13 protein-coding genes are annotated in these 14,238 nt (G+C 40.5%); 7 read left to right on the plus strand and 6 right to left on the minus strand.

Translation table 11 applies throughout. The features are described 5' to 3' along the window. Window positions 1–5 precede the first annotated feature (5 nt). Window positions 6–632 carry a DedA family protein gene (locus tag FTU16_RS10655; protein ID WP_180003550.1) on the minus strand — a complete coding sequence of 209 codons (627 nt, stop codon included), beginning with the start codon at window positions 630–632 and terminating at the stop codon, window positions 6–8. Window positions 633–826: 194 nt separating this feature from the next. Here FTU16_RS10655 and FTU16_RS10660 point away from each other — a divergent pair, with 194 nt between their 5' ends. From FTU16_RS10660 to FTU16_RS10670, 3 genes are all read left to right on the plus strand, one after another. Further along, window positions 827–1,249 carry a DoxX family protein gene (locus tag FTU16_RS10660; RefSeq protein ID WP_180163218.1) on the plus strand — a complete coding sequence of 141 codons (423 nt, stop codon included), beginning with the start codon at window positions 827–829 and terminating at the stop codon, window positions 1,247–1,249. Window positions 1,250–1,461: 212 nt separating this feature from the next. Next, window positions 1,462–3,030, plus strand: coding sequence for a glutamine-hydrolyzing GMP synthase (guaA, locus tag FTU16_RS10665; protein WP_180085648.1), 1,569 nt, complete (start codon window positions 1,462–1,464; stop codon window positions 3,028–3,030). Window positions 3,031–3,256: 226 nt separating this feature from the next. Then, on the plus strand, window positions 3,257–4,192 hold the full coding sequence (locus FTU16_RS10670; protein WP_180007975.1) for a restriction endonuclease: 936 nt from the start codon (window positions 3,257–3,259) through the stop codon (window positions 4,190–4,192). Window positions 4,193–4,239: 47 nt separating this feature from the next. On the opposite strand, the gene FTU16_RS10675 is transcribed toward FTU16_RS10670, so the two are convergent. After that, on the minus strand, window positions 4,240–5,574 hold the full coding sequence (locus FTU16_RS10675) for a GGDEF domain-containing protein (protein ID WP_180026233.1): 1,335 nt from the start codon (window positions 5,572–5,574) through the stop codon (window positions 4,240–4,242). A gap of 144 nt (window positions 5,575–5,718) precedes the next feature. Continuing rightward, window positions 5,719–6,894 (minus strand): diguanylate cyclase, encoded by a 1,176-nt coding sequence (locus FTU16_RS10680; protein WP_180163219.1) that lies wholly within the window; start codon window positions 6,892–6,894, stop codon window positions 5,719–5,721. Window positions 6,895–7,286: 392 nt separating this feature from the next. Between FTU16_RS10680 and FTU16_RS10685 the strand changes: the two genes are divergently transcribed. The 3 genes from FTU16_RS10685 to FTU16_RS10695 all read left to right on the plus strand — a co-directional run bounded on the left by FTU16_RS10685 (window position 7,287) and on the right by FTU16_RS10695 (window position 9,530). Continuing rightward, window positions 7,287–8,234, plus strand: coding sequence for a pirin family protein (locus FTU16_RS10685; protein WP_180039790.1), 948 nt, complete (start codon window positions 7,287–7,289; stop codon window positions 8,232–8,234). Between the two features lie 68 nt (window positions 8,235–8,302). Then, a complete protein-coding gene (locus FTU16_RS10690) occupies window positions 8,303–8,701 on the plus strand; it encodes an OsmC family protein (RefSeq protein WP_180118177.1) in 399 nt (132 codons plus the stop codon). 151 nt (window positions 8,702–8,852) lie between these two features. Then, window positions 8,853–9,530, plus strand: coding sequence for a glutathione S-transferase (locus tag FTU16_RS10695; protein ID WP_180163220.1), 678 nt, complete (start codon window positions 8,853–8,855; stop codon window positions 9,528–9,530). On the opposite strand, the gene phoR is transcribed toward FTU16_RS10695, so the two are convergent. The 3 genes from phoR to FTU16_RS10710 form a co-directional block, all read right to left on the minus strand. Next, complete coding sequence (phoR, locus tag FTU16_RS10700; RefSeq protein ID WP_078191505.1) at window positions 9,527–10,885, minus strand: phosphate regulon sensor histidine kinase PhoR; 1,359 nt, start codon at window positions 10,883–10,885, stop codon at window positions 9,527–9,529. The two genes, FTU16_RS10695 and phoR, sit on opposite strands and share 4 nt — an antisense overlap. Window positions 10,886–10,908: 23 nt before the next feature. Continuing rightward, window positions 10,909–11,619 carry a phosphate regulon transcriptional regulator PhoB gene (phoB, locus tag FTU16_RS10705; RefSeq protein ID WP_078194048.1) on the minus strand — a complete coding sequence of 237 codons (711 nt, stop codon included), beginning with the start codon at window positions 11,617–11,619 and terminating at the stop codon, window positions 10,909–10,911. Window positions 11,620–11,847: 228 nt separating this feature from the next. After that, window positions 11,848–12,531, minus strand: coding sequence for a TetR/AcrR family transcriptional regulator (locus FTU16_RS10710; RefSeq protein ID WP_180007972.1), 684 nt, complete (start codon window positions 12,529–12,531; stop codon window positions 11,848–11,850). Between the two features lie 224 nt (window positions 12,532–12,755). On the opposite strand from FTU16_RS10710, the gene FTU16_RS10715 reads away from it, so the two are divergent. Then, the gene (locus FTU16_RS10715) at window positions 12,756–13,586 is read left to right on the plus strand and encodes an SDR family oxidoreductase (RefSeq protein WP_180163221.1); all 831 of its coding nucleotides are present in this window, start codon (window positions 12,756–12,758) and stop codon (window positions 13,584–13,586) included. Window positions 13,587–14,238 lie beyond the last annotated feature (652 nt).

The raw sequence follows: 14,238 nt of genomic DNA on the forward strand, positions 1-14,238 counted from the left end.
TCGGTTTATTTCTTTAATTTTGCTCGAATAAAACCAATCACACCCGGTAAAATACTAATAATAATGATGCCAAAGATCAGATGGGTGAAGTTATCTTTCACGATTGGCATATTGCCAAATAAATAACCCAAAGTGATAAATGAGCCAACCCAGCAAATCGCACCAATCATGTTAAAAGTCAGGAAGTACTTGTAGTTCATGCTGCCTGCACCTGCGACAAAAGGCGCGAAGGTGCGTGCAAAAGGAATAAAGCGGGCAAAAATAATGGTTTTACCACCATGTTTTTCAAAGAATTTTTGCGTATTCACCAAATGTTGACGGTTAATGAAGCGTGATTCAATTTCAAAGACACGTGGGCCAATATATTTACCAATATGGTAGTTCAGCGTATCGCCCAAGACTGCCGCGATAAATAGCAAAATCACCAAAACCCACGGATCCATGGCACCTGTTGACGCAGCGAGCGCGCCTGCTGCAAACAGAAGACTGTCACCCGGTAAAAAGGGCATGACCACTAAACCGGTTTCAACAAAAATAATCAGGAACAGAATTGCATAAATCCATACGCCATAATTGGTAATGAACTCGAGTAAATGGTCATCAACATGTAGTATAAAATCAATCAGTTCCATGGGGCTTATATGCGTAAAATAGTGGTCTGATGCTATCAGTCTGGGGCAGTAAAGTCAGTATTAAAACGTAATTAATTATCAGTAAAATCGTTCTATACATGGAATGATGAGTATTATAAAAGCATATTTAAAGAGAATAAGAAACGACCTAATCTAAGCACATCTTTTGAACAGTATTAAGAATAGGTTTCAGTATGCTTAACCCAAATTTGATGGTGAAAAATCTTAGTCAACAGCCTCAAATCAATGCAGTGATCAGTCTCGTTGCACGTATATTAATGGCTTATATTTTTATTGTGGCAGGTTGGGGCAAAATTACGGCTTACACTGCAACCGCAGGTTATATGGAGTCAATGGGTGTACCGGCAGGGCTACTTCTGATCACCATTTTAGTTGAGTTGGGTGGTGGCTTAGCTTTATTGTTTGGTTTTCAAGCACGTTTTGCGGCATTGGGTCTAACCGTATTTAGTTTAATCACTGCATTTTTATTCCATGGTGGTGCTGAAGATGGCATTAACTTTATGAAAAACTTGGCGATGTCTGGCGGCTTATTATTTCTCATGCTGCATGGTGCTGGTAAATTCAGTTTTGATCATTGGATTGAAAAATCAAAATAAAGTTGTCATGAGTCCGAGCATCCATCAAAGCGGCGTTCTGCCGCTTTTTTCATGTCTATCGCTGATTGAAAGCGGATGGGTAAACTCCTGAAATGTGTTGTAAAAAACACCGTTTGGCTTGGGATTTTTGCCCCTGTCCGAATAGTGTGCGAAAGTCCAAGAAAAATGTTAGAATACGGCGCTTATATTCGTTGCCTGCATAGTTGTTTGCCATGACTACCAATACCCAAATTACTGAAGACCGTATCCTGATTTTGGATTTCGGTTCTCAATACAGTCAGCTTATTGCACGTCGTGTACGTGAAGCTGGTGTTTATTCAGAAATGTACGCATTTGATATGTCTGAAGAAGACATTCGTGCATTTAACCCAAACGGGATCATTCTTTCAGGTGGTCCAGAAAGTGTTCATGAAGAAGGTAGTCCGCGCGCACCACAAGTTGTATTTGAACTTGGTGTACCTGTTTTAGGTATTTGCTATGGTCTACAAACCATGTCAGAACAGCTTGGCGGTAAAGTTGAGCCAGGTACTGTGCATGAATTTGGTTATGCAGAAGTTGATATTAAAGTCCGTGATGCTTTAATTGGTGATCTTGAAGATACCAAAGACCAATTAAAAGTATGGATGAGTCATGGCGATAAAGTGACTCAAATTCCTGAAGGTTTCCAAGTCACTGCAAGCACACCAAGCTGCCCAGTGGCGATGGTTTCTGATGAAAAACGTCGTTTCTACGGTATCCAATTCCACCCAGAAGTAACTCATACTGCGAAAGGTGCTGAGTTATTGTCTAACTTCGTACATGGCGTATGTGGTTGCCGTAACTTGTGGAACTCAGAAAACATCATCGATCTTCGCGTAGAACAACTTCGTGAGCAAATTGGTGATCAAAAAGTTCTATTGGGTCTTTCAGGCGGCGTCGATTCATCTGTTGTAGCTGCACTTTTACACCGTGCGATTGGCGACCAATTGACTTGTGTATTCGTAGATAACGGTTTACTTCGTTTGAACGAAGGCGAACAAGTGATGGACATGTTTGCGAAAAACATGGGTATCCGCGTGATTCGTGCCGACGCTGAAAATCGCTTCTTAACAGCTCTTGCTGGTGAAGTTGATCCAGAGAAAAAACGTAAAATCATCGGTCGTGAATTCATTGAAGTGTTTGCTGAAGAAGCACGTAAGCTTGACGGTGTGAACTTCCTTGCTCAAGGTACCATTTACCCAGACGTAATTGAATCTGCAGCAAGCAAACAAGGTAAAGCACACGTGATTAAATCACACCACAACGTAGGTGGTTTACCAGAAGATTTAGCATTCGAATTGGTTGAGCCAATCCGTGATTTGTTCAAAGACGAAGTACGCCGTTTAGGTACAACTCTTGGTCTTCCATTTGAAATGCTTTACCGTCATCCATTCCCAGGCCCAGGTCTAGGTGTACGTATTCTTGGTGAAGTGAAAAAAGAATATGCAGATATCCTTCGTCTAGCAGATGACATCTTCATGCAAGAACTTCGCGCAAGCGGCTGGTATGACAAAACTGCGCAAGCATTTGCTGTATTCCAACCCGTGAAATCGGTTGGTGTGGTGGGTGATGGCCGCCGTTATGCATGGGTGATCGCGCTTCGTGCTGTAGAAACTGTGGACTTTATGACTGCACGTTTTGCACACCTTCCTTATGATCTTGTAGACAAGATTTCTACACGTATCATGAACGAGATTGCTGAAGTTTCTCGTGTTGTTTATGACGTATCGTCTAAACCACCTGCAACTATTGAATGGGAGTAAAACTGGGGTTTCACGAAGCACTGCTTCGTGCCAGTTTTACGCCAAGAGCTATGCTCGCGGCAGTTTTGGATTTCAAGAAACAACATTTCTTGCCTAAATTACGCCAAGAGCTATGCTTGAGGCTATTTAGGGAAACCTAGATAATTCTACTAATAAAAAAGGACGCCTCGGCGTCCTTTTTTTATTTATAATTATGAAAAATACTATTTTAAAAAGAGCAAGTTAAATGTCATTGCCTACATACGATCAGTTGATGCTTCCATTAATGAAACTTTTAGCAGAACAAAAAGAGGCAATAAAATTAAGTTCTGCCACAAAAATTTTAGCTGAAAGATCTGGGTTATCTGAAGCTGATTTAAATTTAAGGCTATCTAGTGGTACAAAAACAGTATTTTATGATCGTGTTGGCTGGGCGAAAACATATTTGGTTAAAGCAGGTTTGATACAACAACCATCACGTGGTCTTTGCGAATTAAGTACGTTAGGTTGGTCTATTGAGTTGTCCAGCTTATCCAATATAACTAATCAGTATTTGATGCAGTTTGAAGGGTTTTCTGATTATAAAATTGGTTCTAACCATAATAAAAATATTCAAAATCTAGTTCTAATAGAAGAGCATGCTACATCTATTCAAACAGAATATTTGACGCCTGCAGAAATAATCGAACAATCATCAAAGGAGCTTAATCAAACAATTAAAGATGAGCTATTAAATAAAATTAAAAGTAATTCACCCAAATTCTTTGAGCAATTAGTTGTCGATTTGTTGGTAATAATGGGTTATGGCGGTTCACATCAAGACGCAGCCCAAGCAATAGGTAAAACCAGTGATGGTGGCATTGACGGTATTATCAGTGAAGATCGTTTAGGTTTAGATAAAATATATATTCAAGCTAAACGTTGGGAAAATACGGTGGGGCGCCCTGACATTCAACAGTTTAAGGGAGCTTTGGCTGATCAAGTGGCGAAAAAGGGCGTATTTATTACTACTTCTTGTTTTAGTAAAGAAGCAATTGAGTCAGCAAAGAAATCAGGCATTGTTTTAATTGATGGTGACAAGCTTACATCTCTCATGATTGAATTTGGCTTGGGTATTCAAATTGAAAGAAGTTTCCATATTTATAAAATAGATCAAGACCGTTTTGATGAAGATAGTTTTTAAATAAACTTAAAGGACGCTTCAGCGTCCTTTTTTTATATCTCAACATTCTATTTATAAACAATTGACCAACTACGATCGCTCTCATTATTCGGTTCAGCTTTGGACTTCGCTTTATGGGTAAAGCTTTGCCAAGACTTCGTCGATTTACGTTCGGGCTTCATGCTTGGGTCATAGCGTTCGACACGGTTACGGCCATTTTCTTTTGCCTGATACAGCGCAATATCAGCTTGCTTAATCAGTTCAGTTAAATTTTGTTTATGTGATTTAAGCTGTGAAACACCAATGGAAACGGTAAATTGGATCGGGTGATTTGCGACATTCAGCAAAGATTGATTTTGAAGCGTTAAACGAATACGTTCCGCGATCAACATTGCATCCTGTATTTGCGTTTCCGACAAAAGCACAATAAATTCTTCGCCACCAAAGCGAGCCAAAACATCTTTTTGGCGCATTTCTTTGCGGGTGGTTTCAGCGATACATTGCAGCACCTGATCACCAACATCATGCCCGTAATTATCATTAATATGTTTAAAATGATCGACATCAAACATCAGTAAGCAGGTGCTTGCGGGTGTTGGCCATTCATGGATGCGATGTTCAGCCAGTTGAACAAACTGACGACGGTTATATAACTGGGTGAGCTCATCTGTATGCGCTAGATTTTTCAGCGTATGCATATTCCAATCGTCAAGCAGGGTGCGTAAAAAATGACGTCGTGCATTGAGCGTATTGTTCCAGCTCATATGCAGGCTGATCATCCAAACGGGAATAGACACGACCACAAAAATCAGCGCTTCTTGCCATGATAAAAGCTGACTCACCGCAAAATATACCAATAGCGAAATGAGACCCGAACAATACAAGGCAGGCTTAAATTGTGTTTGTACGCAGACATTGGCAATTAAAATAAAGATCGCCGCACCATAGATATAGGACGAGACCATTGGGCTATTTGAAGCCAGTAATAAGCCAATCCAAATCGCGGTGCTACAGACCGTCCCGATCGGTAAGATCATGTCGAGTACACGAATGTCTTTTTTGTATTTAAATAAATAAAAGCTAACCAATAAAGCCACAATAATCAGGGCAACTCGAGAAAGGCCTGACCAAAAGAACATGTCTGGAATAATAAAAATGTCAGCAAAAAAATAAAGAAGAAACGTAATCTGCGCCATGTAGTTCACTTGACGCAAATAAGGTAACTGATGGGCATACTGATGTTGTAGAAAATAGTTTCTAAACTGCGTAGGAATACGTGCAAAAGGATCTGCAATGGCTTGTTCAATCTCGGCACGATTGGCAAGATCACACTCAGAAAGTTTCAAAGTATGAGTATGATTTTTACGAACTTCCTGAGCAGACGAATTAGTCCGAGAACTCATTCGTACATCAACAGACATGTCCCTTCTCCATAAATGGCTTAGGACAAATTATGAACAAAAAACACACAAAAATATCTACCTGAAACTAGGGATTTTTCGAATGAATGATAAAAAATCGTCTGATGAATGTTACAAAATATATTATTAACTTGCTGTTTTATAAGTTGAAATTTGATTTCTTCCTGCAGATTTTGCTTGGTAAAGTGCCTGATCGGCCATGCGAATTACACTTTGTAAATCTCGGTTTTTTTGACCAAATTCGGCAACACCAATTGAAACGGTAAATTTAAGTTTTTGTAGTGTATCAAGTTCTAAATAATCATCGGCTATTGCCCGTCGCAGACGTTCGGCAATATCTTGAGCCTGACGCAGGTGTGTCTGCGGTAAAAGGATAATAAATTCTTCACCACCGAAGCGGGCAATGATGTCTTGGCTACGTAAAGTATGTCGGCACGTTTCGGCAATTTGTTGTAAAACATGATCACCAATATAGTGCCCAAACTGATCATTAATATTTTTAAATTTGTCGACATCAAAAATCAGTAATGAAAGTGGCTGTAACGGTTTGGACTGATGATGAATATGATAATTGGCAAGTTGAATAAATTGACGTCGATTGTTTAAGCCAGTCAGCACATCGGTATGCGCCATAATATTGAGCGCTTCACGGTTCAACTGATCGAGTTTACTGTGTAAAAACACAATTCTGGATTTTTGCGTTGAATTCCAACTGATATACAAACTAAATAACAATACGGGCGAATAGATCAATATAAACAGTTGCAGTTGATGGATATTGCCAGAAATGGCGAAATACACCCCAATCAGTAAAATTAGACTGATACATAGAGAAATGAGCACAGCAGCCTTAAAGCGGATTTGCACACATAAATTGGCTAACACAATAAAAACCAAAGATGCATATAAATAGATCGGCACATCGGGGCTATTGGATAAATTGAGTAGGCTAAACCACAGCGCAGAAGCACCAACGATCGATAGGGGAAGCATCAAGTCAAAGAGTAAAATGCTCTTGCTATATGTATAAATGCCCCATGTGATGCCCATCATCAGTAAGGTATAGGCCATTTTTAAGCCTATCGCGAGCAAGCCCACATCGGGCAACATAAACCAATCCGCTATGGCATAAGAGAGATAGGCCAATTGTGCAACGATGTTGACTTGGAAAAAGAATTTAAAAAGTTGACGACGATGGTAGTGGAAAAATTCTTGACGAAATTGAGCAGGAACACGAACAAAGGTTCCTTTCAAGGCTTTTTGGATCAGTGCACGTGATTCTTTCTTATACTCATTGATCATGCAAGATTACCGACGGGTGAGCATGGCTTGTATGTAATTTTATGTAACTCAAATAATTTATATCATTTTTATTTAAAATTAAACACGTTATTTCAATGATTTGTGAATTATTTGGTATTGTTTGGTCAAAAGTGAGTGTTAACTTATGTTACTTAAATTTACATTTCACGTGATTTGAACAAGTAATTTCGCATTGGATATTGTCTAAATAAGCATCAATAACTGTTATGCTGTATGTCATATTAGGCAACAAAAAAACGATTGTCCTATCTCTGTGATTCAGCGTATTAATGACAGCTGAAGAAGATTGAGTTAATGCAGATATAATGGAAAAAATGCATAGCTCTAGCCGATAGTCCTTGCATCGGCTTAGCCAAATTTAGGGTAAGAATATGACCAATACCAATTACACAGAAATATCTCATTCCGACGATTGTGAAAAATACGTCAATCAGTTCATTCAAGAATTTCCACTGCGCCGTGCTGAAATTGGTCAAGGCACAGTGATAAAACGTGCTTTACCGAGTCGGCATAAACGGATGATTGGGGCATGGTGTTTCCTTGACCATGCCGGTCCAGTGCATTTTCCGCAAGGTGATGGCTTAGATGTTGGGCCGCATCCACATATTGGTTTGCAAACATTTACATGGATGATTGATGGCACCATGATGCATACCGACAGTTTGGGCACACATCAGTTAATTCAGCCCAAACAAGTCAATCTCATGACGGCGGGTTATGGTATTTCGCATACTGAGGTTGCTCCAGAATCTGAAACGCAAATGCATGCTGCGCAACTTTGGATTGCATTGCCAGATGACAAAATCAATATGGCGCCCCAGTTTGACCATTACCCAGAGTTGCCAGTGGTGACACAAGACGGGATTGAATTGACGGTCTTGGTCGGTGAATTTTTACAGACTAAATCACCGGTAAAAGTACATAGTGAATTATTGGGTGTCGATCTGCGTAGTTCGGAAAGCCAAAGTACCGTCTTGCCGCTCAATCCAAAATTTGAATATGGCTTTATGGCGCTCGAAGGGACTGCCAGTGTCAACGGTCACGAGCTCAATGAAGACAATATGGTGGTACTTGAGCCGGGCTTAACCCAAGTCAAAATTGACCTACATGCAGGTGGCCGTGTTTTATTATTAGGGGGTGAACCTTTTGAATCACCGATTCTGCTGTGGTGGAATTTTGTGGGGCGTACACAAGAAGAATTGAATATTGCCCGTGAGCAGTGGATTAATCAGGACGAACGCTTTGGCTCTATTCCTGACTATGATGGTCCACGACTAGAAGCACCGGCTTTCCCTGATAAAATGCGTCCATCACGTTAACTTAAAAATAAAAATGAACAGCCGTACCTGTGGTAAAAATGGTGCGGCATAACCATGAGGGAGTCATTATGGGTATCGTCGCAACGGCAACAGTAAACACCTTAGAAGCACCGTGGTCAGGTGAAGTTCAGAGTGCAAAACATCAACTTATTACCGATAAGCCCGAATCATTTGGTGGCGGGGATTTAGGTTTAGCACCGTATGATTTACTGTGTGCCTCCTTAATTTCATGCACCATGATTACCTTGCGCATGTATGCAGCACATAAACAAATTCAATTGGGTGAGTTTCGTGTTGAGGCAGACTTTTGTGCGAACCGTGAAGGTGCTGAATGGGTTGAGCGACGTCTACATTTTCAAACGCCCTTGGATGCAGAATTAGAGCAAAAAATCTTGTCCATTTGTGAAAAAACCCCAGTGACAAAAACTTTATTGCGCAGTGTAGACATTAAAACCACTCTAGTTTAATTTAAAAGCAGGTCGCTGCTGTACTGTGCAAAATTTAGTTTTGATATAGCCCTAAGCAGTGATCTGACACTTTTTATGATTTAAGTACTTCAAAATAATAATGGCTTGCCAGAAATAAGAAAATTTTAGACTTCATATAGGAGATGAACCCATGCGGGTGCTACATCATCTAGAAAAATCTCGTTCATTTCGTATTTTATGGGCAATGCAGGAATTAGGACTGAATTATCAGGTTCAGTTTTATCTGCGCCAGCCAAATTTGTCTGCTCCCCCTGAGCTTAAAGTCATCCATCCTTTAGGAAAGTCGCCCATATTGCAGGATGATGGACTGGTCTTGGTAGAATCTGCAGCGATCTTGGAGTATTTACAAGAGAAGTACGATCGGCATGATTTTTTTGCAGCCAAGGCGGAACATTCAAAACAACAATATCGCTTTTGGATGCATTATGCCGAAGGTTCTCTGATGCCGTTATTGGTGATGCAGTTGGTCATGAGCAATGTGCCACGCCATGTACCTTGGGCCATCAAACCCGTAGCTAATCGCATTTGTGATGGGGTCAAAAAAGGTTTTGTACGACCTCGCTTAAAAGAACATATCGAGTTTTTAGAAAACCATTTAGCGGAAAATGAATATTTTGCGGGACCGTTTAGCTTTGCGGATATTCAGATGACGTTTCCATTAGAAGCCGTCATGACCCGAACGCAAGGGCGATATCCACAAATTCAGGCTTTCTTACAACGGATGCAACAGCGTCCTGCATATCGCCGTGCCAAACAACAAGAACAACAGTTGGAAGCACAGCAAGACCGGCGGGATGATTCTGCTTAGCTCACATGATACAAGCGTTCTTTAGGGAAGACTACTTTAAACAGCGAACCACGGTTTTCTTTGGACTCAATTTCAAGGTGTGCCTGATGTTGCATCAAAACGTGTTTCACGATGGCAAGACCTAAACCAGTTCCTCCCGTTTGGCGACTACGTGCGCTGTCCACACGGTAAAACCGTTCCGTTAAACGGGGTAAGTGTTTCGGGTCAATCCCGATACCCGTATCTTCAACGGTAAAATAACCATGCGTACCATCATCATGCCATCCAATGGTCACAGTACCGCCTTTGGGGGTGTATTTAATTGCATTGGTGATGAGGTTACTAAAGGCACTCGCCAATTCCATATCTGATCCGATTAGGTCACAGTGACTATCAATCTCGAGATTCAGTGTATGTCCATAATCCACATTGTAAGCATGTGCATCGTCATATAGTTGGTTCATTAGGCTGGGCATTTCAATGATTTGATTTTTAGCAACTTTTTTATCATTTTCCAGACGAGATAATAATAACAAGTCATTAACCAAAGCATTCATACGGCGGGTTTGAGACTGCATTTGATCGAATGCGCGTTTCCAGCGTGGATTTAAATCTTCCTGATCGGTAAAGGTTTCGATATAACCACTTAAAACCGTGAGCGGTGTGCGTAGCTCATGTGAAATATTATCGACAAAGTCTTTACGCATTTGCTCAAGGTTATGCATGCGCGTGACGTCATAAGCCACCAATAAACGACTTTCGCGACCAAAACGGGTCAATTTGACTTGCACATAATGGTCTTCGAGCACTGATGATTTCATTTTCAAACCATCGGGGGCTAAATCGATATTGGTAAAGTATTCGATAAAACTAGGCTGTCTTAAAATACTTAAAATATTGCGCCCTTGATCGAGCTGTTGAATCCCCAAAAGCTTTTCTGCGGCAGGGTTCCACCATTCGATTTGGTGTAATTCATCAATCAATACCACAGCTTCAGCAAGTGCCACCAAGGAAGATTGAGCGCGGTCGATCAGACCAACCATTTCAGCTTGTACAATGCGTTCTTGACGCTGGGCACGGTATACATTAAAGAGTAAAGCCCCCCAAATACCGTCTAAATTTGGCGGGACATCATAGGGACGATTTGAAATCCATTCGTTGACTAAGTACAGCGAACGCATTTGCAATGCAAAGAACACTGCAAAGGCGATTAAGATGCAGATCCATAAGTACCCGATACCAAAGCCGATGAGTGCAGCAATGAGTAGGAAAAATGCCAGAAGTCTCAAATCCTGCTTGGCAAAAGTCCATAAACTGCTGTAACGGAATTTTTTATGTTCACTGGCAAGTTCAGGGACGGGATACGGTTCGTACATAGAAAATTAAAGACCTAAAATGACTAACCCATCACAGCGTCTGCACGGGTAGAGAAACGGTAACCTGTACCACGAACAGTTTGCACATAACGATCGGCTTGGAAAGGTTCAAGAACTTTACGCAAACGACGAATATGAACGTCAATGGTACGGTCCTCAATATACACGTTTCCACCCCAAACCTGATCTAATAATTGAGCACGGGTATAGGCACGTTCAGGATGAGTCATGAAAAAGGCCAATAGACGATATTCAGTCGGTCCCATATCTAAAATGGTGTTGCCAAAGCTGACACGTTGGCTGACTGGATCGAGGATTAAGCCATTGGCATCAATGGTTTTTTCACCACCCAAGGCATTTGAGCGACGCAGCACCGCTTTAATGCGTGACACCAACTCACGGGTGGAAAAGGGTTTGGTCATGTAGTCATCTGCACCCGCGTCCAGACCTTGGACTTTATGGTCTTCTTCGCCGCGCGCAGTGAGCATGATGACTGGAATTTCTGACAAATTTTCATCGCGTTTTAAACGACGACATAGGTCTACACCACTCACGCCGCCAGGCATCATCCAATCTAATAAAATCAGTGCAGGACGCTGATCCACAATCATTTGGTGCGCTTGTTTGGCATCTTCAGCTTGCTGACATTGAAAACCAGCCATATCCAGTGAAGTATGGATCATTTCCCGAATCGGGAGTTCGTCGTCGACGATTAAAATATAGTCATCTTTCACAGCGCAATACCCTATTTTATGTAAACGGTAGACCGTTTTATATTTATGACAGGCTTATTACAAAGATTAATTATGACAGTATCATTGCAAAAATGATCTTTCATTGGGGTTTAGAAAGAAATTGTGACAATTTAAATCCTGAAATATTCAACAACATGGGCTTTGCATCATGTTGTTGTCACAAAAAATCATTCAAAAAATTGTAAAGATCAGTGTTGAGGCCAAAATTTATTTCCTGGGTTTTTCAGAAAAAGCATCCAACAAGGCCAAAAAGACCACGCTACATGACGATAAAACTTCGTCCATCGGTTGTTTATAATCACTCATGACCCAGCGAATCGCGATTTGGGTGACATAACCATTGAGACCTGTTGCGACCATTGAAATTTCGCGTTCTGAACGATCAATATTTGGCATCATGAGCATGACAAAGGCATGAATCATACGGTCAAAGCGCATCATGGTTTCATGAATCGTGGCTTGGTTATGTAGCTCTTGTACCAACATGGCATCGATATAAATGATGCGCGCCATACGGGGATTATTTTTTAAAGTTAACAGTAGGGCGGTTAAACCCGCTTCAATCATTTTTTTAGAATCGGTAGATGCTTGCATGATGGCTTGCATCACGTTTTGTTGCAGTTCATCGATTAATTTTAAAAAGATGGTCTGGAACAGTTGCTCACTTTTCTTAAATGATTCATAAAAATAGCGTTCGGTCAGCTTGGCTTCCAAACAAATATCTTTCACAGTCACTGAAAAAAAGCCATGTGTTCCATAGGCTTCTATACCGGCTTCAATCAGTTTTTCACGTCGCGCTTGCTTACGTTCACTGAGAGAAAGCCCTTTAAATTGACGTTCCTTCACATTTTTTGCCTGTTGTTGTTCTGTGTGATTTGTTGCATCTGTCATGAAAATATACGCTGAACTAAAGCAGAATTTTGTCTTATTTTAGCAATAATTTCAGTTTAAACCTATGTTTAAGCATTGGCGATTTCAACAGCTTAGCACGTCCTAAGATGACATTGACAATATGTATTGTCAAAACTATATTAAGTTGACGAACTGCACACATTGGCAAATGAGATCACGCTGTGATAAAGCCAAGCGGCAGCATAAAGGAATAAGGAATCACAATGAAAAACTTCAAAAATAAAGTGGCTGCCATTACAGGTGCAGGTTCAGGTATTGGTCAGCAATTGGCTGTGCTTTTGGCTAAACAAGGCTGCCATCTGTCTTTAAGCGATGTGAATGAACAGGGTCTAGCGGCAACCGTTGAATTGGTTAAAGCCAGCAATGTACGTGTAACCACGCAAAAACTCGATGTGTCAGACCTTGCGGCAATGAAAGCATGGGCAGCACAGACCGTTAAAGATCATGGTTCGGTGAATATGATTTTTAACAATGCGGGTGTGGCATTGGGTACGACCGTTGAAGGCGCAAGCTATGAAGAGCTGGAGTGGATTGTCAATATTAACTTCTGGGGTGTGATTTATGGCACCAAAGAATTTTTACCGTATATCAAGCAAAGTGGTGAAGGTCATATCATCAATATTTCCAGCTTGTTTGGCTTAACAGCACAGCCAACACAGTCGGCATATAATGCCACTAAATTTGCAGTACGTGGTTTTACCGAATCTTTACGCCAAGAATTGGATATTGAAAATTGTGGCGTGAGTGCGCTATGTGTACATCCGGGCGGTATTCGTACCAATATTGCCAATGCCGCAAAAATGAATGACAGCTTGAAAAGTTTAGGTATGAACCCGCAAAAATCGGCACAGTCCTTTAATAAATTCTTGCGTTGTCCACCTGAAGAAGCGGCTCGTCAAATCATTGAAGCAGTACAAAAAGATAAGCGCCGTTTATTGATTGGTAATGATGCAAAAGCGATTGATTTAATTCAACGTTTGCTACCGACGGGTTATCAAAAATTAACTGCCATGGCGACTAAATTTGGTCAATAAGCGGTAATTAAAATCAATTGAAAAGAGCCCACGTCAGTGGGTTTTTTTATGCTCTAGTAATATCAGAAGCGCAATTTGATCCAAATAAAAGAACGATACCCGGTAGTGTCATCCGCAATTGTTTGAGACAAGACGACTTTTAATCAAAAATGTTTTTGCGATCCTTTGAATCATTTGATGGTATTGAACGAGTTTTGTCGGTGAGGTGTATTGCACCGCAAGATGGTTTCCTTGCGAAGCACGCTTCTCATTTTGTCGAATGAGAAACAACGTTTCGTAAGAGTACCTCCAGCCGAAGGCTAATCCCGTTATTCAATCCCTAGATGTAAGACTCCATCGAATAGATTTAAAAATCATTTTAAAAATCCGAAATTACTTTTACAGGCGTAACATCAGTTATTAAAAGCTCAAAGCGTATTTCTTATTTCATAAAATGAGATATAAAAATGGAAATAACTGATGATTTGAAATAAGCAACTGTTGAATAACCAACAGTTTTTTGGCGTTTAAACCAACAGAATTTATCAGATTTAAATAATAAAACTTTAAAAAATAAATACTTAAAATATTGGCACAGTTGTTGCCATATTAGAGTGAACAAAACTCACCACTGTATGGAACATTTATGAGTACTTTTACGCATCGATATCTT

This window comes from Acinetobacter sp. YH12069, from assembly GCF_013419675.1.
Classification (GTDB): domain Bacteria; phylum Pseudomonadota; class Gammaproteobacteria; order Pseudomonadales; family Moraxellaceae; genus Acinetobacter; species Acinetobacter amyesii.